This is a genomic window from Diaminobutyricimonas aerilata, from assembly GCF_002797715.1.
Taxonomy (GTDB): Bacteria; Actinomycetota; Actinomycetes; order Actinomycetales; family Microbacteriaceae; genus Diaminobutyricimonas; species Diaminobutyricimonas aerilata.
In genome coordinates, this window is record NZ_PGFF01000001.1 from 2,529,980 (window position 1) to 2,550,288 (window position 20,309).

At 73.1% G+C, this 20,309-nt stretch carries 18 protein-coding genes and 1 tRNA gene; 5 read left to right on the forward strand and 14 right to left on the reverse strand.

The genetic code is table 11. The features are described from left to right. The first annotated feature begins 13 nt into the window (after positions 1-13). On the forward strand, positions 14-2,239 hold the full coding sequence (locus tag CLV46_RS12210; RefSeq protein WP_100365024.1) for a beta-galactosidase: 2,226 nt from the start codon (positions 14-16) through the stop codon (positions 2,237-2,239). Between the two features lie 118 nt (positions 2,240-2,357). Here the strand turns inward: CLV46_RS12210 and CLV46_RS12215 are convergent, their stop codons facing one another. Further along, complete coding sequence (locus CLV46_RS12215) at positions 2,358-3,872, reverse strand: FAD-dependent monooxygenase (protein ID WP_100365025.1); 1,515 nt, start codon at positions 3,870-3,872, stop codon at positions 2,358-2,360. Positions 3,873-3,929: 57 nt separating this feature from the next. After that, positions 3,930-4,655 (reverse strand): MBL fold metallo-hydrolase, encoded by a 726-nt coding sequence (locus tag CLV46_RS12220; RefSeq protein WP_100365026.1) that lies wholly within the window; start codon positions 4,653-4,655, stop codon positions 3,930-3,932. A gap of 72 nt (positions 4,656-4,727) precedes the next feature. On the opposite strand from CLV46_RS12220, the gene CLV46_RS12225 reads away from it, so the two are divergent. Beyond that, positions 4,728-5,297 carry a TetR/AcrR family transcriptional regulator gene (locus tag CLV46_RS12225; protein WP_100365027.1) on the forward strand — a complete coding sequence of 190 codons (570 nt, stop codon included), beginning with the start codon at positions 4,728-4,730 and terminating at the stop codon, positions 5,295-5,297. 6 nt (positions 5,298-5,303) lie between these two features. Here CLV46_RS12225 and CLV46_RS12230 read toward each other — a convergent pair whose 3' ends face one another. From CLV46_RS12230 to CLV46_RS12245, 4 genes are all read right to left on the reverse strand, one after another. Next, on the reverse strand, positions 5,304-5,597 hold the full coding sequence (locus CLV46_RS12230; RefSeq protein WP_100365028.1) for a hypothetical protein: 294 nt from the start codon (positions 5,595-5,597) through the stop codon (positions 5,304-5,306). A gap of 233 nt (positions 5,598-5,830) precedes the next feature. After that, positions 5,831-9,145 carry a thiol reductant ABC exporter subunit CydC gene (gene cydC, locus CLV46_RS12235; RefSeq protein WP_100365029.1) on the reverse strand — a complete coding sequence of 1,105 codons (3,315 nt, stop codon included), beginning with the start codon at positions 9,143-9,145 and terminating at the stop codon, positions 5,831-5,833. Then, a complete protein-coding gene (gene cydB, locus CLV46_RS12240; RefSeq protein WP_100365030.1) occupies positions 9,145-10,158 on the reverse strand; it encodes a cytochrome d ubiquinol oxidase subunit II in 1,014 nt (337 codons plus the stop codon). Before cydB ends, cydC begins: the two co-directional genes overlap by 1 nt. A 22-nt stretch (positions 10,159-10,180) precedes the next feature. Next, a complete protein-coding gene (locus CLV46_RS12245) occupies positions 10,181-11,764 on the reverse strand; it encodes a cytochrome ubiquinol oxidase subunit I (RefSeq protein ID WP_100365031.1) in 1,584 nt (527 codons plus the stop codon). Positions 11,765-11,896: 132 nt separating this feature from the next. On the opposite strand from CLV46_RS12245, the gene CLV46_RS12250 reads away from it, so the two are divergent. Further along, a complete protein-coding gene (locus CLV46_RS12250; RefSeq protein ID WP_100365032.1) occupies positions 11,897-12,268 on the forward strand; it encodes a BlaI/MecI/CopY family transcriptional regulator in 372 nt (123 codons plus the stop codon). A gap of 5 nt (positions 12,269-12,273) precedes the next feature. Next, positions 12,274-13,242: a M56 family metallopeptidase gene (locus CLV46_RS12255; RefSeq protein WP_100365033.1), complete on the forward strand. Its 969-nt coding sequence runs from the start codon at positions 12,274-12,276 to the stop codon at positions 13,240-13,242. 27 nt (positions 13,243-13,269) lie between these two features. On the opposite strand, the gene CLV46_RS12260 is transcribed toward CLV46_RS12255, so the two are convergent. The 4 genes from CLV46_RS12260 to CLV46_RS12275 form a co-directional block, all read right to left on the reverse strand. Beyond that, a complete protein-coding gene (locus tag CLV46_RS12260; RefSeq protein WP_100365034.1) occupies positions 13,270-13,608 on the reverse strand; it encodes a hypothetical protein in 339 nt (112 codons plus the stop codon). 90 nt (positions 13,609-13,698) lie between these two features. Then, positions 13,699-13,929, reverse strand: a complete 231-nt coding sequence (locus CLV46_RS12265) for a hypothetical protein (RefSeq protein WP_100365035.1) — start codon at positions 13,927-13,929, stop codon at positions 13,699-13,701. Positions 13,930-14,087: 158 nt separating this feature from the next. Further along, complete coding sequence (locus tag CLV46_RS12270; protein ID WP_100365036.1) at positions 14,088-14,339, reverse strand: hypothetical protein; 252 nt, start codon at positions 14,337-14,339, stop codon at positions 14,088-14,090. A 172-nt stretch (positions 14,340-14,511) separates the two neighbouring features. Beyond that, the gene (locus tag CLV46_RS12275) at positions 14,512-15,795 is read right to left on the reverse strand and encodes an MFS transporter (protein WP_100365037.1); all 1,284 of its coding nucleotides are present in this window, start codon (positions 15,793-15,795) and stop codon (positions 14,512-14,514) included. Positions 15,796-15,859: 64 nt separating this feature from the next. Here CLV46_RS12275 and CLV46_RS12280 point away from each other — a divergent pair, with 64 nt between their 5' ends. Further along, on the forward strand, positions 15,860-16,408 hold the full coding sequence (locus tag CLV46_RS12280) for a CGNR zinc finger domain-containing protein (protein WP_100365038.1): 549 nt from the start codon (positions 15,860-15,862) through the stop codon (positions 16,406-16,408). Between the two features lie 6 nt (positions 16,409-16,414). Here CLV46_RS12280 and acs read toward each other — a convergent pair whose 3' ends face one another. From acs to CLV46_RS12300, 4 genes are all read right to left on the reverse strand, one after another. Next, on the reverse strand, positions 16,415-18,400 hold the full coding sequence (gene acs / locus CLV46_RS12285) for an acetate--CoA ligase (RefSeq protein WP_100365039.1): 1,986 nt from the start codon (positions 18,398-18,400) through the stop codon (positions 16,415-16,417). Between the two features lie 71 nt (positions 18,401-18,471). Beyond that, entirely contained in the window at positions 18,472-19,236 is a 765-nt protein-coding gene (locus CLV46_RS12290) for an ABC transporter permease (RefSeq protein WP_100365040.1), read from the reverse strand. Next, on the reverse strand, positions 19,233-19,955 hold the full coding sequence (locus CLV46_RS12295; RefSeq protein ID WP_211282193.1) for an ABC transporter ATP-binding protein: 723 nt from the start codon (positions 19,953-19,955) through the stop codon (positions 19,233-19,235). The genes CLV46_RS12290 and CLV46_RS12295 overlap by 4 nt, the downstream gene beginning before the upstream one ends. 114 nt (positions 19,956-20,069) lie before the next feature. Further along, a tRNA-Ala gene (locus CLV46_RS12300) sits at positions 20,070-20,145 on the reverse strand. Positions 20,146-20,309: the final 164 nt, after the last annotated feature.

Genomic DNA, 20,309 nt, shown 5'->3' on the forward strand with positions numbered 1-20,309 from the left:
GACAGGAGGCCCCATGACCGGCGACATCCGCCTCGCCCGACGCCGCATCGAGATCGACGGGGAGCCGCGCCTCGTGCTCGCCGGCGAGGTGCACTACTTCCGCCTCGCGCGGCACGAGTGGGAGCACCGGCTGGAGCAGGCCCTCCGGGCCGGTCTCGACACGATTGCGACCTACATTCCGTGGATCTGGCACGAGCTTCCGGACGGCTCGATCGACCTCACCGGCGAGAGCGTGCCCGAGCGCGACGTCGCCGGGTTCCTCGACCTGTGCGCCGAGCGCGGACTGCGCGTCTTCGCGCGGCCGGGACCCTTCGTCATGGCCGAGCTCAAGAACGAGGGGATCCCGTACCGCATCCGCCGCGAGCATCCGCACCTCGTGCCCGTCGGCTGGGACGGCGCCCCCGCGCCGACGCGCGACCTCGACTACCTGCACCCCGACTTCCTCGCCGAGGCGGAGGCCTGGTACGACCGCATCCTGCCGGTGCTCGCGCCACGGCAGCTCCACCGCGGCGGACCGGTCACGGCGGTGCAGATCGACAACGAGGTGGGGATGCTCGCGTGGGTCTCGAACACGCCGCACCTCACCGACGACGCGCTCGCCGCCTTCGCCGAGCGCGTCGGCGCGGACCGGTTGCGTTCCCTGACCGGGTCCGACGACCCCGCCGCGGTGCGTGGCGGTGGACTCGACGTGCTCGCGCTGCACCACGAACTCGGGTTGTTCGCCCGGCACCGCTTCGCCGGCTACCTCGATCGGCTCGCCGCATCCGCCCGTCGCCACGGCATCGAGGTGCCGCTCGCGGTCAACGTGCACGGCACGGGGGGCGGGCGTGGCACGACCTACCCGATCGGGGTGAGCCAGCTCGCGCAGGCGTACCGCGGGCGCGACGGCGTCTTCGCCGGCAGCGACTACTACCTCGGCGAGCTGACGGTGACGAACATCGCCGACCTCTACCTGAGCAACGCGATCATGACCGCCGTCAACGGGCCGGATCAGCCGATGACCTCGCTCGAGTTCGAGGCGGGAACCGGCAACTACGGCGAAGACCTCTCCGCCCTCAACTCCCCCGAATCCGCGGAGCTCAAGACCCTGCTCACCGTCGCGCAGGGCGGGCGGCTCATCAACTACTACCTCTTCGCCGGCGGACGGAACCCGCGCATCGAGGTGCCCGAACCCGACGGCACCGAGCGGATCGCGTTCACCGGCGAGCGCCACGGTTTCGCCGCCCCCGTCGATCCGGAGGGCGAGGAGACGGTCGCGTACGGCGCCATCTCGTCGATCGCCGCCGAACTGCGCGCGCTCGAGCCGGTGCTCGCGGCGGGCGAGGAGGAGCACGACGACCTCGTGTTCGGATTCGTCGCCGACCACTACCTCACCGAGTACCGGCACCCCGCCTCCGCCGAACGCGCGGAGCAGGCGATGGACACGGAACGGCACCGCGGAGCCGGGTTCCGGGATGTGCTGGGTCGCGCCCTCGTGCTGTCCGGCTTCCGATTCGGCGCGGTCGACCTGCAGGCGCTCGCGTCGCCGCAGTCGGAGTGGGCGACCGGGGCGTCCGATGTGCACGCGGGCGCCGCGTGGGTGCCGGAGCTCGGCGACACCGCGATCGTGCTCTCCACCGGGCGCACCCTCGGAGCCGCGGTGCAGCGGTACCTCGCCGACCACGTGCTCTCCGGCGGCAGGCTCGTGCTCACGGGACTCCTGCCCGATCGCGACGACGACGGGCAGCCCTGCTCGGTGCTCGCCGATGCCCTCGGGCTGCGCTCGGCGGGCATCCGCGTCGATGCGGTGACGCCCGACTCCGAGTACTGGCCGACCGTGCGCTCGACCGGGCCGCTCGGCCCGCTGCCCGACGTGCGCGTCGGGTCGGCGCAGCTGCTCGAGGCGACGGGAACGACCGAGGTGGCGACGGTGTTCACCGAGTTCGAGTCGGAGGCGCCGTGCGCCGTGCTCGTGCGCGCGGGTGCCGGTCGCGCGCTCGTGCTCGGCTGCGACTACCCCGTGCACCTCGACACGTGGCGGGCGCTGCTCGCGCTCGTCGACGTGCGGCCGGGGCTGACCGCGGACGCCGCGCGGCCCGGGCTCGTCGCGACGACGGTCGCGACCCCGTCCGGTGAGCGTGCACTCGTCGCGCTCAACGTCGCGCCGTATCCGCTCGAGGCGCGGCTCTCCCTCGACGGCGAGGCGCTCGGCGACCCGGTGCACCTCCCCGCGTTCGGGCACCTGTTGCGCCGCGTCTGACCCGCGTCGCGTCTGGCGGCGCTCGGTCGGTCGGTTTCCCGTCAGTAGTCGCCCTTACCGGAGGCCGATGAGGGCATCTACTGACGGAAAACGGCGCGCGAGCAGTCTCCCGCGGGGCTCAGGCGCCGGCGTTCCAGGGGAGGGCCGTCGCGAGCCGGTCGGCGCGCTCGGCGGGCGCCGCGGCGGCGACGAATCCGTCGGGACGCACGAGGTGGAACCACCCTCGCCGCAGGCGGTGGTCGGGGACCTGCTCGTGGTGGTGCACCGGCACCCCGAGCCGCGACGCGGCCGACTCGACCGCCCCGGGCGGCACGTCGCCGTACACGTGCACCTGCCACCGCATCGACCGCAGCTGCTCGGCCTCCTCCGGTCCGGTCGGTAGGCGCCGCCCGACGACGGTGCCGCGACGGCCGTTGCGTTCCGCCTTCGCCTCGTCGCGCATCCAGTAGTGGATGCGGGTCTGCGACACATACCCGAAGAACCGGGATGCGCCGGGCAGTCGCGGAACGAGCGCCGGCGCGATCGGGGCCACCGCGCGCAGGGCGACGCGGCGGAAGGTCCGCGCGACCGCCCGGTCCGACGTGACGACGTCGAACACCGCATCCGTCGTCGCGATGAGTCGTTGCGCGACCGGACGACGCTCGGCCTCGTACCGGTCGAGGGAGGCGTCGGGGGCGCCGTGCAGCACGACGTCGGCCATCTTCGCGGCGAGGTTGTGGGCATCCTGCAGGCCCGTGTTCATGCCCTGCGCGCCGACCGGGGAGTGCACATGGGCGGCGTCGCCGGCGAGGAACACCGCCCCGCGGCGGAATTCGCGCGCGACCCGGTGGTGCACCCGATAGGTGGAGAACCATCGCGACTCGCGGTAGTCCACGCCGAAGAACCGCCGCAGCCGCTCGCGCACGTGGCGTTCCGCGACCGCGGGCATCTCCGCGTTCCGCACGACGCCGATGAGCCGGTAGTCGTGGCGTCCCGCCATCGGGAACGCGAGCAGGAAGTCGCTCGTGCCGAACCGGATGTTGACGCCGCGCTCGAGCCCGGTGACCCCGACGGCGTCGGCGACGTAGAAGGTGTGCTGATTCGTCGTGCCGTCGAACGGGATGCCCGCGGACTCCCGCACCCGGGAGGAGCCGCCGTCGGCACCGACGCAGTACCGCGCGCGGATCGTCGACGTGCCGTGGTCGGTGCGCACGGTCGCCGTCACGCCGGCGCCGTCGTCGCGGAGGTCGTCGAGTGCGGTCGCCCAGCGCACCGATTCGCCACGTTCCTCGAGTGCGTCGACGAGCATCCGCTCGTTCGCGCTCTGCTCGAGCACGAAGAGCGCGGGGAAGCGGGACAGGCCCGCCGACAGTCGCGAGATGTCGACGCGGCGGAACGCCGTCGACTCGAAGCCGGGCGTCAGCGCGTCGACCCGCTTCGCGCGCTCGAGCACGCGGTCGACGAGCCCCAGCTGGTCGTAGATCTCCATCGTGCGCGCCTGCAGCACGAGCGCCCGGGATTCGCGGGTCGGCTCCGTCTTGCCGTCGATGAGCACGAACCGCACGCCGAGTCGGGAGAGGCAGTTGGCCATCATGAGCCCGGTCGGGCCGGCCCCGACGATGAGCACATCGGTGTCGTCGTCGATCTCGCCCATGCCGGCCTCCCTGCTGGTCGACGTCAGTCAACCACCGCGCAGGCGCGGCGACCAGGGTCAGTCGGCACGGGCCGCCCGGTCGGCGCGGATGAGGCGCACCGCTTCCTCCACCCCTCCCGACCACGGGGCTCCGTGTCCGGGCAGCACCCACCGGGCGCCCAGTCCCTCGAGACGCGTGAGGGATGCGATCGCCTGCTCGGGGTCGTCGGTGAACGGCGCGGCCTGCGGACCGGGGCGACCGGTGAGCACGTGGCGCGTGGTGAGTCCGTCGCCGACGAACACCGCGCCGACGGCGGGCACGTGCACGGCGATGCTGCCCGGCGAGTGCCCGGGCAGTTCGATGATGTGCGGGCTGCCCGGAAGGTCGAGCGTCTCCCCTCCCTGCAGTTCGACCACCTCGGTGAGGTGGGCGGTGCGCGCGCCGCCCTTGCTCAGGCTGTAGGCGAGGAACTGCAGGGTCGGCAGCGGGCGGAAGCCGCCGGCGCTCGCCGAGGGCTTGGCGCCGCCCCGAGCCCGCGCCGCATCCGCCGAGTGCACGAACACGGGCACGCCGTGCTCGCGCCGCAGCCGCTCGGCGAAGCCGAGGTGGTCGGAGTCGCCGTGCGTCAGCACGACGCCGCGCACGTCCTCGATCGCTCGGCCCATGTCGCGGAGCTCGGCGAGCAGGTCGCGCCAGTGTCCGGGCAGTCCGGCGTCGATCACCGTGACGCCCTCGGCCGTGTCGACGAGGTAGGCGGCGACGATGTCGTTGCCGATGCGGTGGAGGTGCGGGGCGAGTTGCATGGGGGACCTTCCGTCGAGTCATGGCTAACGTAGTTAGCCATGATGGCTAATGTCAATAGCTATACTTGGAGCATGCCGACCCCCGACCGCACCTCGCTCGCCGACATCGTGGCCGCCGGACGCGACCTGCTCGAGTCCGACGGGCCCGCCCGGCTCACGATGCAAGCGGTCGCCGACCGCGTCGGCGTGCGCGCACCCTCGCTCTACAAGCGTGTGCGCAACCGCGAGGAGCTCATGGACCTCATCGCCGAGGCGAGCGTCAGGGATCTCGGCGCCCGCTTGCGCGCGGTCGCGGAGGCCGAGCCGGATGCGCGCGGACGGCTGCGAGCGCTCGCGGTCGCGCTACGCGAGTTCGCGCACGCGCACCCGGCGGCGTTCCACCTCGTGTTCACTCCCCCGCCCGGCACGAGCGGCTCGCGCCCCGAGTCGCTCGCCGTGGCGAGCGCGCCGCTCATCGAGGTCGCGGGTGAGCTCGCCGGGCCGGAGCGGGCACTTGATGCCGCGCGCACGGTCACGGCATGGGCCAACGGGTTCCTCGGCATGGAGCTCGGTGGCTCCTTCCGCCTCGGCGGCGACCTGGACGCCGCCTTCGACTACGGCATCGACGCGCTCGCCCGCGCGCTCACCGCATCCGGGGACTGACGCCGCTCAGGAGCGGCTGAGCGCGAGCAGCTCCGGAACGAGCTCGTCGACCTGACGACGCCACTCCGCCTCGGAGAGCCGTGCCCGCGGATCCGAGGCCGCCTCCGACAGCAGGTCGATCACGCGGCGCAGCGCGGCATCGTCGACCTCCGCCGTCCGACCCGCCTCGAAGACGTCGAGCAGCTCGTCGCGCCGGTCGCGCCAGCCGCGTTCGTCGACCGTCGCGGGCGGCGGTGCCGCGCGATCGAGGGCCCGGCGGATGCGCAACACCGTGTTCGGGTCGACGACGAGCTGCGGCATCCGCTCAGCGTACCCGCCGGCTCGGCCCCGGAGGCTGTCGGCACCGGTCCCTGAGCCTCTCGAGTCCGTTCCCTGAGCCTGTCGAAGGCAACCACCACGGAGCTCGACCGTTCCCCCCGTCGGCCGTCGTGCACTGAGCGCGGATGCGGCCGGCGGCCGGCGGCGTGTCGGTTCCGACGTCCGGCGTGTCGCGTCGGAGATCCGCTCTCGCTGCACGGCGCCCGGGGGGGGGCTCAGCCCGCTGCGACCGCCGCGCGACCGAGGGCCAGACGTAGGTCGCCGGGTGCCATGTCGTCGGGGTGGTGGGTGACGAGCACGACGATGCGGTCGGCGAGCGCGACCCGCAGGCGGCGCATGAGCTCACCGGCCGTCGCCGCGTCGAGATGGGCCGTCGGTTCGTCGAGCAGCACGACGTCCGCGCGCGAGAGCAGGGTGCGGGCGATCGCGAGCCGCTGCCGCTGACCGCCCGAGAGCCCGGCGCCCTCCGAACCGAGCCGCGCATCCAGCCCGGCCGGATGGGCCCGCAGCGCGTCGGCGAGCCCGACCGCGTCGAGCGCCGCCCACAGCTCCCCGTCGCGCGGCGCGTCGTCGCGCGGGCGGGCGAGCAGCAGGTTGGCGCGCACCGTCGAGTCGAACAGGTGCCCCTCCTGAGGGCACCACACCATGCGCCGCGCGAGCGAGGTCGCGTCGAGCCCCGCGACGTCCACGCCGTCGAGCAGCACATGGCCGCGCTCCGCCGGGAGCTGTCCCACGAGCACCGAGAGCAGCGTGCTCTTGCCCGCCCCGGACGGTCCCTCGATCGCGAGCCACTCCCCGCGTTGCACGACGGCATCCACCCCCTCGACGACCGGCACGGCGGCTCCGGGCCAGCGCGCGGTCACGCCGTCGATCCGCAGCTCCTCCACGCGCGACGGCCCGGTGTCCGTGGCACGCGGCGCCGGGTCCACGGGATCGGCGAGCTCCCCCGTGCGGCGCAGCGCCGCGGCGAGCGCCGGCGCGTGCTGCACGGCGTCCACCACCGCGAGCAGCGGATCGATGAGTCCGAGCGGCAGCAGGGCGAGCACGGCGACGATCTCGGTCGGCAGCGTGCCCGCGGCGATCCCCGCGACCGTCGCCGGCAGCACGAGCACGGATGCCGCGGTGCACGCGAGCACGACGACGGCGGATCCGAGCCCGGCAGCGAGCGCCGAGCGCCGCACGGTATCGCCGGCGCGCGCGTCGAGCTCGAGAAGTTCCGCGGACGCCCGGTCGGCCGCCCCGTTCGCCCGCAGCTCCGCCGCCGCGGGAAGCGCCGCCGCCATCCGCCGCGTCAGGGCCGACGAGAACCGGCCCGCGCCGGCGGATGCGGCGGAATCGGCGACGAGCGTCACGAGCGGCGCGAGCACGAGCGCGACGGCGAGCGCCGCAGCGAACACGGGCAGGGCGGGCGCGTGCAGCAGGGCGACCGTGACGAGCGCCGCGGCGACCACCGCGACACCCACGGCGACGGGCAGCAGCACGCGCGGCACGAGGTCGCGCACCCGGTCCGCGGTGACCACGAGGTGGTCGAGCGCGGTGCCGCCGCGCAGCAGCGCGCGGGAGGAGCCGCCACGTCGCGCGAGCGCCGTCCACAAGCGGGCACGCCAGCTGCCGAGCGAGCGGAAGATCGCGTCGTGCGTGACGAGCCGCTCGGCGTAGCGCAGCGCGGCACGTCCGACGCCGAAGAACCGCACGCCGACGATGGCGACCATGAGGTACATGATCGGCGGCTGCTGCGACGCCCGCACGATGAGCCACCCCGACACGGCGGTGAGGGCCGCGGCGAACAGCGCGGCGAGCGTGCCGAGCACGATCGCCGCCGCGTAGCGCCCGAGCGCGGGACGCAGGAACGCGATCAGCACGCGCACCGGCGACGCCTCGGCACCGGATGCGGGCGCGTCGGGCGCCGGGATGGTCGGGGCCTCGGGTGCCTGCTCGACGCGCGCCTCGCGCAGTACACCGCGACCGAGCGTCACCCGGCGGTCGGCGACAGCGGCGACCTCGTGCTCGTGGGTCGCGATGAGCACGGCGACGCGTCCGCGGACGCGCGCGAGCTCGTCGACCACGAGCCGCGCGCTGTGGGCGTCGAGGTGCGCGGTGGGCTCGTCGAGCACGAGCAGCTGCGCGCCGTCGGCCACGCGCGCGACGCCGCGCGCCACCGCGAGGCGGCGCAGCTCCCCGGGGCTGAGGCGCGCGGGGTCAGCGGCGGGTTCGTGGAGCCCGAGCCGCCCGAGCACGGCGCGCAACTCGGGGTCGTCGACGCCCGGCGCGTAGCGGCGCAGCTCGCGGAGCACCGTGTCGTCGACGGTGTGCGGATGCTGGGGAACCCAGGCGATCGCGGTCGGCACTTCGAGGGCACCCCCGACGCGTGCGGCGCGGTCGAGTGTGCCGGTGATCGCGCCGAGCAGGGTGCTCTTGCCCGCGCCGGAGGGTCCCTCGACGACGACCGTCTCCCCCGACCGCACCTCGAGGTCGAACCCGGCGAGCACGACGCCGCGCTCCGGGTACGCGACGGTGAGGTCGCGTGCGCGCACGACAGCGCCGTCGGCCGCGCCCCTCGCGATCCGCTCGGTGCGGGCATCCGCGCCGCGGCTCGTCAGTTCCCGTGCCCGGTCGAGCGCGACGGCGCCGGACTGGGCGGCGTGGAACGCGGTGCCGAGGTCGCGGAACGGGGTGAAGCACTCGGGGGCGAGCACGAGCACGAGCAGGCCGATCTCGAGCGGCAGCTCGCCGTGCACGAGGCGCACGCCGACGAACACCGCGACGACGGCGACCGAGATCGTGGAGATGAGTTCGAGCACGAGGGAGGAGAGGAACGCGAGGCGCAGGGTCGCGAGCGTCGTGCGCCGGTGCTCCTCGGAGATCCGGTCGAGGGCCGCCGCCTGCTCGTCGACGCGCCCGAGCCCGACGAGCACCGGCAGCCCGCGGGCGAGCTCGACGAGGTGGTCGGAGAGCCGCGCGAGGGCGGCGACGGACTCGGCCGAGCGGTCCCGCGTGTGCAGCCCGACGAGCGCCATGAACACCGGCACGAGCGGCACCGTGAGCACGACGATGAGGGCGCTCACCCAGTCGGCGGCGAGGATGCGCAGACCGACGACCACCGGGACGACGGCGGCTCCCGTGACCGCCGGCAGCACCCGGCGGGCGAACGCGTCGAGGTCGTCGAGCCCCGACGACGCGAGCTGCGCGGCGGATCCCACGCGGGAGTCGACACCCCCGGCGAGGTACCGGAGCACGAGCGCGCGCCGCACGCGCGACTTCGCGGCGATCGCCGCTCGGGCCGCGACCACCTCGCCGAGCCACGCGGCACCGGCGCGGGCCACCGCGGCGCAGAGGCCCGCGATCACCGCGCCGCGCCATCCGTCGCCGCCGTCGATGACGGCGACGACCCCGCGGGCGAGCGCCTCGGCGAGCACGACGAGTGCGACCGCCCGCACCGCCGCGAGCACGCCGAGCAGGTAGAGCGCGCGCGGGTCGATCGGCCCGAGACGTGCGAGCCGCTCGGCGAGCCGAGCCGGGATGCGCGGCATCAGTGCACCGGGTGGTGCTCGGGGATGTGCCGCTCGCCGATCCGGCGGCGGAACACCCAGTACGTCCACCCCTGGTAGGCGAGCACGAGCGGCACGCCGAACGCGGCGACGACGCTCATGACGCCGAGCGCGTAGTCGCCGCTCGACGCGTTCGACACCGTGAGATCCCACGCGCGATCGAGGGTCGACGGCAGCACCACCGGATACACGGCGGTGAAGATCGCCGCGACGCCGGCGAGCAGCAGCGCCGCCATGCCCGCGAACGCGACGCCCTCGCGGCGGCGGCGCGCGGCGGTCCACGCGACCCCGCCCGCGACGACGGCGAGGGCGGCGAGGCACCAGCTCACGATCGACCCGTCGCGCAGCTGGACGACGAGCACCCAGCCGATCAGCGGCACGAGCGCCACGGGCATCCACCGGGCGGCGAACCGTCCCGCGCTCTCGCGCACGCCGCCCTCGGTCTTGAGCGCGAGGAACGCCGCGGCGTGGGCGAGGCAGAACCCGACGACCGCGAGTCCGCCGAGCACGGCGGGCCAGCCGAACCACGCGAACGGCCCCCCGACACGGTCGCCGTTCTCGTTGAGCGGCAACCCGACCGTCGTGATGGCGAGCAGGGCGCCGACGCCGAACGCGGCGACGAGCGAGCCGAGACCGAGGGCCCGATCCCACCAGCGGGTCCACCGCGCCGTGCGGCCCTTGCCGCGGTACTCGATCGACACCGCGCGCAGGATGAGGGCGAGCAGCACGAACACGAGCGGCAGGTACAGGGCCGAGAGCAGCGACGCGTACCAGAGCGGGAACGCGGCGAAGGTGGCGCCGACCGCGGTGAGCAGCCACACCTCGTTGCCGTCCCAGACGGGTCCGATGGTGTTGAGCATCACGCGGCGACGACGGTCGTCGCGGGTGGAGAACAGCAGGTGCATGCCGACGCCGAGATCGAACCCCTCGAGCAGCAGGTAGCCCGCCCAGAGCACGGCGATGAGCACGAACCAGACGGTGGGCAGCACATCCATGACGGTCCCTTCCGGATGCCGGTCAGTAGGCGAAGGCGAGCACGTCGTCGCGACGCTCCGCGTCCGGGTCGGTGGGCTCATCTCGGCGCGGGCGGATGCCGGCGTCCGGCATCGCGGCGCGCACCCCGGCGCGCACGAACCGGACGAGCAGGGTCACCTCGACGACGGCGAGGGCGCCGTAGACGAGCGCGAGCGAGATGAGGGAGAACAGCAGCTCCCCCGCCGTCACTCCGGGAGACACCGCGGCGGCGGTGAACATGAACACGCCGTCGGTGCCGCTCGGGTTCGGGTTGGGCACCACGACGAAGGGCTGGCGGCCCATCTCGGTGAAGACCCATCCGGCGGTGTTGGCCGCGAAGGGCGCGAGGATGCCGAGCACGGCGAGGCGCATGATCCACTTCGACTCCGGCACGGTGCCCTTGCGGGTCAGCCACAGCGCGACCGCCGCCGCGAAAGCGGCGAGAGCGCCGAATCCGATCATGAGCCGGAAGCCCCAGTAGGTGACCTCCATGAGCGGCACGTACTGGACGGGCTGCCCGGCGCGCTCGCCGTACATCGGGTCGTCGGGCAGGGTCTCGCCGTACTTCTCCTGGTATTCGGGGAGCAGATCGCTGACGCCCTCGATCTCGGTGTCGACGTCGCCGTGTGCGAGGAAGGAGAGCAGCCCGGGCACCTCGATGACGCTCACGACGTCGGAGCAGTCGCGGGAGCCGAGGTTGCCGACCGCGAACACCGAGAAGCTCGTGCCGGTCTTGCACGCCGCCTCGGCGGCGGCCATCTTCATCGGCTGCTGATCGAACATGAGCTTGGCCTGCAGGTCGCCGGTGAGCGCGACGCCGCCGAAGGCGACGACCGCCACCGCGGCCGCGATGCGCAGCGAGCGCAGCCACACCGCGTGGTCGGCCCGATCCCGCGCGGGCTCCGTCGCGGACGCGCCGACGATGACGCGACCGTCGGTGTCGACGGAGTCGAGTCCATCGCGGCGGCGGCGCCACAGCTGGTACCACGCGATGCCGAGGGCGAAGCCGGCGCCGACGCCGAGGGCGCCGAAGATCGTGTGGGTGAAGGCGGCGATCGCGGTGTTGTTGGTCAGCACCGCCCAGATGTCGGTCATCACCGGTCGCCCGTCGACGAGGTCGACGCCCACGGGATGCTGCATCCACGAGTTCGCGACGATGATGAAGTACGCCGAGACCACCGAGCCGGCGACGGCGATCCACAGGGTCGCCAGGTGCAGCTTCTTGGGCAGACGGTCCCAGCCGAAGATCCACAGGCCGAGGAACGTGGACTCGAAGAAGAACGCGAGCAGGCCCTCCATCGCGAGCGGGGCGCCGAACACGTCACCGACGAAGCGGGAGTACTCGCTCCACGCCATCCCGAACTGGAACTCCTGCACGATGCCGGTGGCGACACCCATGATGAAGTTGATCAGGTAGAGCTTTCCCCAGAACTTCGTCATGCGCAGCCAGCGCTCGTCGCCGGTGCGCACCCAGAGGGTCTGCATGATCGCCACGAGCGGGCCGAGTCCGAGGGTGAGCGGCACCATCCAGAAGTGGTACACGGTGGTGATCCCGAACTGCCAGCGCGCGATCTCGAGCGGGTCCACGGATGCCGCCTTCCTTTTTCTACGAGCCGTAGAACTGATTTCTACACCAGCGTAGAACATCTGCGGCACTATTTCTACGTGGCGTAGAACAAGTGTTATGCTGACGGCGCACGGATGCGGGAGGAGGCTGCGATGGCGACGCTCGGCGACCTGGAACGCGGCATCATGGACATCCTCTGGGACACCGGCGACCGGCTCTCCGCCTACGACCTGCGCGATCGACTCGCCGCGGACGGCGGCGAAGCGGGCAAGCGGCTCGCCGCCACGACCGTGCTCACCGTGCTCTCCCGCCTCGAGCACAAGGGCTTCGTCGCCCGCGATCGCGCGAGCCGCCCGCACGTCTACCGGGCCGCCTCGTCGCGCGCCGATCACATGGCCGAGCTCATGCACGAGGTGCTCGGGGGCGCGGCGGATCGCACGGCCGTACTCGAACGCTTCGTGGGGCAGGTGAGCCCGGACGACGCCGACATGTTGCGGCGCCTGCTCGACCGTCCGCGCGACTGACCGACATGATCGGGGCCGCCCTCGCCCTCGCGGCGCTCGCGCTGGCCCTCGCCTGGCCGGTGCCGATCCTGCTCGAGCGGGCCCGCTGGACCCGGCGGGCTCCCGCCACGGCGCTCGTGCTCTGGCAGGCCGTCGCGCTCGCGGGGGGCCTGTCGATGATCGGCGCGCTGCTCACCTTCGGCCTCGCCCCGTTCGGCGCCGACCTCGTCGATGCGGGCCTCGGACTCGTCGATTCGGTCGTCGAGAACCGGCCGCTGCACGCGGCCGATCTCCCTCACCTCTTCGCCCTGTGCGGCGCCGCCCTGCTCGGCGGCCACCTGTTGCTCAACCTCGCGCTCACGATCGTGCGCACCGAGCGCCAGCGCCGTCGGCACGCCAACCTCGTGCAGCTGCTGAGCACCCCGATGCCCGACCGGCCGAACACCCGCGTGCTCGACAACGCGGTGCCGGTCGCTTACTGCCTGCCGAGCGGCGCCCACTCGGTGACGGTGTTCTCCGCCGGCCTGCTTCGGCTGCTCGGCGAACGCGAGCTGCAGGCCGTCGTCGAGCACGAGCGCGCCCACGTCGCCCAGCGGCACGACGTCGTGCTCGTCGCCTTCCGAGCCTGGCACGCGTCGCTGCCGTGGTTCCCCATCGCCAACCGCGCGCAGCGTGAGGTGGGCGCCCTCGTCGAGATGCTCGCGGACGACCGGGCGCGCCGCCACGTCGACGACGAGACCCTCGCGACCGCCATCGCGCTCGTCGCCGGAGGGCCGGATGCGGTGACGGCCGAACCGTCGGAGGTCGCCGTGGCGCCGCGAGCGCGCTGGGCCGAGGTCGCCTCGCCCGATCAGGTGCGCGATCGTGTGCGCCGGCTGCTCATCCGCACCCCGGCGCTCGGCGCTCCCGCCCGCGCCGGCGTGCTCGTCACCGCCCTCGCGCTGCTCGTCGTGCCGACGGCGTTGCTGCTCGGGCCGGCGATCGAGCGCTTGTGAGGCGCGGCGACCGAGCGCGTGTGAGGTTCAGCGACCTCGGCGCGGTGTGCCCGTCATGCCGATGCGGCGGTGGGATTCGATGAGCACGTCGTGGGCGGCCTTCGTCGCCGCCCGCAGCGTGCGGTAGTAGCCGATGAGGCGACGGTCGGCACTCGATTCGGCCCAGGTCACGGCGCGGTAGCCGCGCTCGCCGCCCAGCTCGATCGCACGCACGATCGCGTACGGCCGCCCCTGCGGGGTGACCATGCGCCAGACGCCCGGCTCGGTCTCGACGGCGGAGAGCAGCGGATGCCACTCCGGGATGTGATCGCGCTCGGCGCGACGGCGGGCGTCGACGCCGTCTTGACGATCGTGCTGCATGGCCACGCGGGTGCTCCTCTCGAAGCAGCCGGCCCTGCGATTCGGGAGTGTAGCCGACGCAGCGGACAGCCGCGTCCGAGTTCCGCGCGGCCTCGGTCAGACGGCGGTGAGCCGTTCGACGTACTGCACCACGCGGCGCTGCGCCGCGTCGAGCGTCGCGTATTCGCCGAGGTAGTCGCCGAAGGCGCTGCTCGCGTAGTAGCGGCCATCCTTGCGCTCGACGTATCCGGCGAAGTGCTCCTGGACGCACGCGGTCCAGAAGTCGTCGTCGGCCATCCGCCAGTTCGCCACGGTGCGGACGGTCGGCTGATGGAGGGTCTGGTGCATGCCAATACCATGGCCGAAATTCCGGACGAGGTGACCAAGGTCCCGCGAAGCTCTCAGGAAAGTCCCCGACCGCTCTCCAAGACCACCGTCGCGGCTCCTTTAAACGACCGTCGCGACGGACCCATGGGGTCCGTCGCGACGGGTCGTACCGAAGCTGCTCAGGCGGCTTCGACGAGCGCCGGGGCGCTCACGGCTTCGAGCTCCGCGTCGAGCTCGGCATCGACCTCGACGACGCTGCGGTCGACATCGGGCAGCGGCATCGAGATCGGCGGCATGAAGGTGTGCGGACGCAGCAGCAGCTCGGTGACCCGCGACGGGTCCGCGCAGTACGAGCGCACGTGCGGCTGACCGATCCGCGCCACTTCGTAGACGTCGCCGCGGCGGGTCAGAAACCCGATGAGCGCGTCCATGCCTCCGCGGGTGGATCGCTTGTCGACGATCCTCCAGTGGTTCGGAGCGAAAGGCAGGATGCCGATGTCCGAAGCCTTAGTGATACGACGTTGTTCCTGCCCCACCATGGTCCCTCCCTGACGTTGGTTCTGCACTTACGAATCCGAGTATGGCGAACTCGGCGGCGGGACGTCAGGCCCTTGACGCGGAGGAACGATTTCTGCTATTGGCGAACTCGGCTACATCCTCTCCCCCCATGTCCCGGTCGTATCGCGCGAGGCGGAGCCAGAGAACCGGGAAGGCGACGACATTGAGGCACGCGAGCACCGCGGCGCCGAGGAACGCCGCCGGGAGCCCGACCAGCTCCGTCGCCGCTCCGGCTAGCGCGGCGCCGACCGGCACCGCGCCCCAGCTGAGCACCCGAGAGGCGGCGTAGACCCGGCCGAGCAGCTCCGACGGCGTCGTGCGCTGTCGGATCGTCGCGACGAGCACCCGCCACACACTCGCTCCGGCGCCCGCGACCACGAGGCCGGCCACCACGACCCAGACCGGGGCGCCGAGGGCGACCGGGAGCACGAGCAGCACGGTGCCGACGCAATCGAGCAGGAGCACGAGGGCCGTGCCGAGGCGGCGCTGCACCCGACCCACCACCGTCGACGCGAGGACGCCGCCGACCGCCATCGCGGCGAGCACGAGTCCGTACGCGGTGCTCGACAGCGCGAGCGGCCCGGGGGCGACCGCGGCGAGCACGAACACGGCCGTCCAGGCGCCCCATACGAGGTTCATCGAGGCGGTGAGCAAGGTGAGCGGACGCTGCAGGTCGTGCCGCCACAGGTAGCGGAGACCCGCGAGCACACCCGTGCGTGGTTGCGGGGCACGAGGAGCGGTCGACCGCACGCCGGCACGGCCGAGCATGGCGAGGGAGGCGGCCGCAGCGGCATAGAGCGCACCCCCGGTGGCGAGGGCCGCGGACGCGCCGACGGCGACGAGCACGCCGGCGAGGGGCGGTCCGGCGAGCTGGTTGGCGATGTTCGTGGTCGCCTCCAGTCGTGCGTTCGCCACCGTGAGCCGTTGCGGAACGACGAGTTCGGGAACTGCCGCCACGAGCGCCGTGTCGGCGAGCGTCTCCGTGACCCCGAACACCGCCGCCGCAACGGCGAGCAGCGGGAACGACAGCGCGTCCGCGAGCGCCGCAGCACCGACCGCGCCGAACACCGCCGCCCGCGCCGCATTGACCGTCACGAGCAGCCCACGTCGAGGCACCCGGTCGACGATCCACCCCGCGTGCAGGCCGAGCACGGGCCACGCCGCGGTGGCGATCACCGTGATCGCGGCGACCTCCGCCGGCGATGACCCGATGAGCAGGGCGATGAGCGGCAAGGCGACGAGCACGACCCCGTCGCCCAGGTTGGCCGTGCCGGCCGCGATCCACAGGGCACCGAAGCCGCGGTCCGGGCGGGGCGCGTCGCTCGTCATGCGATCATCCTGCTCCGGCGATTCTCACCGGTCAAGTGCGATTCAGTGGTGATATTGTCGCCGCATGGGATCCCTCGACCACGTTGCGAACGACGTCGCGCTCGAGTTCGCCAACTCGGTCAACGAGCGACCGCATCCGCGGGTCGACTGGTTCGCGGATGCGCGTAGCGCCGCCACCTGGACCGAGTCGATGGGGTGGACGGCCGGGCAGCTGGACGACGCCGGCCTCGACGCGCTCCGGGAGCTCCGCGAGACGATCCACCGCATCGCCCGTGCGTTCCTCGACGGCACGGTCCCCGCATCCGGCGACCTCGCCGCGCTCGCCCGCGCCCACGCGACCGGCCTGCGGGTGATCGGGGTGCAGGCGACCGACGGTCGCCTGCACCGGGCCTGGCCGGAGATCGAGTCGGGTGCGTCCCTCGCCGCCCGTGCCGCGAGCGCGGCGATGGCGCTCTTCGAGAGCGAGCGGCTCACGCGGTTGCGGGCGTGTCCGTCGTGCGGGTGGCTCTTCGTCGACGTCAGCCGGAACGGCGGGCGTCGCTGGTGCTCGATGGAGATGTGCGGAGCGCGCAGCAAGGCGCGGGCCTACTACCGCCGCGGGCACGGCGACTGAGGGCGCTCAACGACGCAGGGCCTCCGCGATGCGCTCGAGGACGGTCTCGTCCTGCAGCGACGTCGCGTCGCCGAGCGGCCGTCCGTCGAGGAGGTCGACGAGCAGCCGGCGCATGATCTTGCCGGAGCGGGTCTTCGGCAGGTCCGGCACGACGTGCACCTCGCGCGGTTTCGCGATCGGCCCGATCGCCGTGGCGAGGTGCGCCCGCAACCGGGCGGTGGGGTCCGCGCCGTCCGCACCCCGGTTCGGCACGACGAAGGCCACGACGGCCTGGCCGGTGGTCGGATCCGCGGCTCCCACCACCCCGGCCTCGGCGACATCCGGATGCGCGACGAGGGCGGACTCGATCTCGATCGTCGAGAGGCGGTGACCGGAGACGTTGATCACGTCGTCCATGCGCCCGAGCAGCCACAGGTCGCCGTCCGCGTCGAGGCGGGCCCCGTCACCCGCGAGGTACGAACCCGGAACCCGCGTCCAGTACGCGTCGCGGTATCGCGCCGGGTCGCCCCACACGGTGCGCGCCATCGACGGCCAGGTGCCGTCGATCACGAGGGCGCCGCCGGAGCCGGCGGGCACGTCCTCTCCCGCGTCGTCGACGACCCGCACGGTGACCCCGGGGAGGGCGCGCGTCGCGGAGCCCGGCTTGAGCGGGGTGACTCCCGGCACGGGGGCCGCGATCGCCGCACCCGTCTCGGACTGCCACCACGTGTCGACGACCGGCGCCCGATCGGCGCCGAGGTGCCGGCGGAACCACACCCAGGCCTCCGGGTTGATCGCCTCCCCCACCGTGCCGAGAAGGCGGATGCTCGACAGGTCCCACTGCGCCGGCGGACCGTCGGGGAACCACGACATGAGGCTGCGGATGAGCGTCGGGGCCGTGTAGTACGTCGTGACGCCGTAGCGCTCGATGATCTCGAAGTGCCGGCCGGGGTGCGGGGTGTTCGGCGTGCCCTCGAAGATGACCGACGTGATGCCGTTCGAGAGCGGGCCGTAGAGCTCGTAGGTGTGGGCGGTGACCCAGGCGAGGTCCGCCGTGCACCAGTACACGTCGTCGTCCTTGGCGTCGAAGAGCGCCCAGTGGGTCCACGACGCCTGCGTGAGGTAGCCGCCGGAGGTGTGCACGAGGCCCTTCGGGCGCCCCGTGGTGCCCGAGGTGTAGATGATGAACAGCGGCGTCTCCGCGTCGAACGCCTCCGCGTCGTGCACCTCGGAGGCCGTGTCGACGACGTCGTGCCACCACACGTCCCGCCCCTCCGTCCACGGGATGTCCGGCGTCGCGTCGCCGGTGCGCCGCACCACGAGCACATGCTCGACCGCCGCGTTGCCGGCGACCGCCGCATCCGCCTGCGCCTTCACCGGCACCGCGGTGCCCCGGCGGAACTGCCCGTCGGAGGTGACGAGCAGTTTCGCGCCGGTGTCTTCGACGCGGAAGCGCAGCGCCTCGGCGGAGAACCCGCCGAACACGAGCGAGTGGATGGCGCCGATCCGCGCGATCGCGAGGGTGATGACGACGGTCTCGATGAGTACCGGCAGGTACACGACGACGCGGTCGCCCTTCCCGACGCCGAGCGCGGTGAGCGCGTTCGCGGCCTGCGACACCCGCCGCTGCAGGTCCGCGTAGGTGACGGTCGCTCGATCACCCGGCTCCCCCTCGAAGTGGAACGCGACCTTGTCGCCGCGGCCGGCCCGCACGTGCCGGTCGACGCAGTTGACGGCGACGTTGAGCCGCCCGCCGGCGAACCACTCGGCGTGCGGCACGCTGTACTCCCCGTCGGCCTGTCGCTGCGCGGGCTGCCACGAGTGCGCCGTGTGCCACGGCGTCTCCCACTCCAGCCGCGCCGCCTGCTGCTCCCACCACGCGACCGGGTCGGCCGCCGCCGCCGCGATCATCGCGTCGTACTGCTCGGGGCCGACGTTCGCCCGCGCGGTGAACTCCGCGGGCGGGTCGAAGACGCGGGACTCGGTGCCGAGGTTCTCGATCGCAGCGCTCATCGTCTTCGACGGTACCCGGGCGCGCTCCGCGCCGCCGGTCGCGGGGAAACGCGCCGTAACGCGGTCCGCCCTCAGCGGTCGAGCTGCAGCCTCCGCCAGGCGACCGACGTCGCCACACCCGACACGAGCGGCACCAGGAGCACGGCCGCGAGCTGCCCGGGCGTCACGTCATCCGGTGTCAGGGCCCAGAGCGCGGGCGCCGCGAAGGGCATCCACCCACCGATCCCGGCGATGACCGACACCTGGGCGATCACGATGATGGCGATCGTGCTCGCCACCCCGGCGAGGAGGCTGCGTGTCACCGTGGTCACCCAGGCCACGGGCGTCACGAGCAACGCCGACAGGAAGGTCATGGCGAGCTGCCGCCCGACCGCGGGCCACTCGTCACCCGGCGAGCCGTAACCGAACGCGATCCCGACCGCGACGGTGCCGGCGACCAGGAGGAGCGCCGCGACCACGGCCCACACGACGAAGCAGACGAGCTTCGCGACGGCGAAGAGCGACCGGGGCACGGGCAGCGCGAACATGCCGGTGATCGTGCCCTCCGTGAACTCCCGCCCGAAGATCCACGCGAGTGCGACTCCGAAGGCGAGAACGGATGCGGCCGCGGTGATCTGCGCCACCACCGCGAGCAGCCGGGACCAGCCCTCCAGGTCGCCGAGCGCGCCGAGACGTTCGGTGACGAGCGTGTTGCCCGCGGCCACCGCCGCGGTCATCCCCACCGCCAGGGCGAGCGTGCCGAGAACGAGAGCCAGCGCCGCTCCGCGCGGAGCGGCACCCGTCGCCGTCTTCATCCCCTCGACGGCGAGAGCGCGGCGGAGCAGGGCGCGCGTCACGACGAAGCCTCCTCATCCGCCAGGACGAGCGAGAAGAACGCGCGCTCGATGTCCACGGCGTCCGGGGCGAGCGATCCGATCACGCGGCCGCGGTTGATCACGGTGATGCGATGCGCGATGCGGGCCACCTCGTCGAGGTGGTGGCTGGAGACGAGCACCGCGCTGCCTCGGGCGGCTCGGCTCGCGAGCGCGTTGCGCAGCAGGATCACGCCGGACGGGTCGAGGGCGTTGCCCGGTTCATCGAGCACGATCACCTCCGGCTCGTGCACGAGGGCCGCCGCCAGTCCGAGGCGCTGGCGGTTGCCGAGGGACAAGCGCCCGAAGCGCACGTCGAGGTACTCGTCCAGGCGGAATTCGGTCGACAGCCCGGCGATGCGCTCATCGGCGAGGGATCGGGGTATGCCGTGCAGGGTCGCCACGGCACGGAGGTTCTGCCGGACCGTCATCGCGGGATAGGCCAGAGGCGCATCGATGAGGTGTCCGACGCGCGACCAGCTCCCCCCTCTGGCCACGTCGGATCCGGCGACCCGGACGGAGCCGGCCTCGGGCCGCAGCATGCCGAGGATCAGACGCAGCAGAGTGGACTTGCCGGCTCCATTGAGTCCGACGAGTGCGTGGATCTCGCCGTGGGCGACGGTCAGATCGATCCCGTTCACGCCCGCGGTGCGGCCGAATCGGCGTGCGACTGCACGCACGTCGACGGGGTGCTCGAGCGCCATCATCCTCCCGGGCCGACGAATCCTCGTGAGCGGCCATCCGGCGCGATCCTACGCTCCGGCGGCACGCCGGTCACCCGGGCGACGACGAACGCCCGGCCGAAGCCGGGCGTTCCGTGGTGGACCCAGGGGGATTCGAACCCCCGACCTTCTCATTGCGAACGAGACGCGCTACCAACTGCGCCATGGGCCCATGTCCGGAGAAAAACCTACCACCTCCGGCGCGGCCCTGCCGACCTCGGTCACGTCGGGCGGTCCCCGGCGGACGCCTGCGATGTGGGCCGGTGGAGCAGCGAGAGCGGATCCTCCGCGCGACACGCTGGGGGCTGAGCACGACACACCGGCAGGGGCGCCGGA

Excerpts from the sequence above, each read along its gene's own strand:
- CLV46_RS12210 (WP_100365024.1), top strand. The coding sequence starts at position 14 with ATGACCGGCGACATCCGCCTCGCCCGACGCCGCATCGAGATCGACGGG.
- CLV46_RS12215 (WP_100365025.1), bottom strand. The coding sequence starts at position 3,872 with ATGGGCGAGATCGACGACGACACCGATGTGCTCATCGTCGGGGCCGGC.
- CLV46_RS12220 (WP_100365026.1), bottom strand. The coding sequence starts at position 4,655 with ATGCAACTCGCCCCGCACCTCCACCGCATCGGCAACGACATCGTCGCC.
- CLV46_RS12225 (WP_100365027.1), top strand. The coding sequence starts at position 4,728 with ATGCCGACCCCCGACCGCACCTCGCTCGCCGACATCGTGGCCGCCGGA.
- CLV46_RS12230 (WP_100365028.1), bottom strand. The coding sequence starts at position 5,597 with ATGCCGCAGCTCGTCGTCGACCCGAACACGGTGTTGCGCATCCGCCGG.
- cydC (WP_100365029.1), bottom strand. The coding sequence starts at position 9,145 with ATGCCGCGCATCCCGGCTCGGCTCGCCGAGCGGCTCGCACGTCTCGGG.
- cydB (WP_100365030.1), bottom strand. The coding sequence starts at position 10,158 with ATGGATGTGCTGCCCACCGTCTGGTTCGTGCTCATCGCCGTGCTCTGG.
- CLV46_RS12250 (WP_100365032.1), top strand. The coding sequence starts at position 11,897 with ATGGCGACGCTCGGCGACCTGGAACGCGGCATCATGGACATCCTCTGG.
- CLV46_RS12255 (WP_100365033.1), top strand. The coding sequence starts at position 12,274 with ATGATCGGGGCCGCCCTCGCCCTCGCGGCGCTCGCGCTGGCCCTCGCC.
- CLV46_RS12265 (WP_100365035.1), bottom strand. The coding sequence starts at position 13,929 with ATGCACCAGACCCTCCATCAGCCGACCGTCCGCACCGTGGCGAACTGG.
- CLV46_RS12270 (WP_100365036.1), bottom strand. The coding sequence starts at position 14,339 with ATGGACGCGCTCATCGGGTTTCTGACCCGCCGCGGCGACGTCTACGAA.
- CLV46_RS12275 (WP_100365037.1), bottom strand. The coding sequence starts at position 15,795 with ATGACGAGCGACGCGCCCCGCCCGGACCGCGGCTTCGGTGCCCTGTGG.
- CLV46_RS12280 (WP_100365038.1), top strand. The coding sequence starts at position 15,860 with ATGGGATCCCTCGACCACGTTGCGAACGACGTCGCGCTCGAGTTCGCC.
- acs (WP_100365039.1), bottom strand. The coding sequence starts at position 18,400 with ATGAGCGCTGCGATCGAGAACCTCGGCACCGAGTCCCGCGTCTTCGAC.
- CLV46_RS12295 (WP_211282193.1), bottom strand. The coding sequence starts at position 19,955 with ATGGCGCTCGAGCACCCCGTCGACGTGCGTGCAGTCGCACGCCGATTC.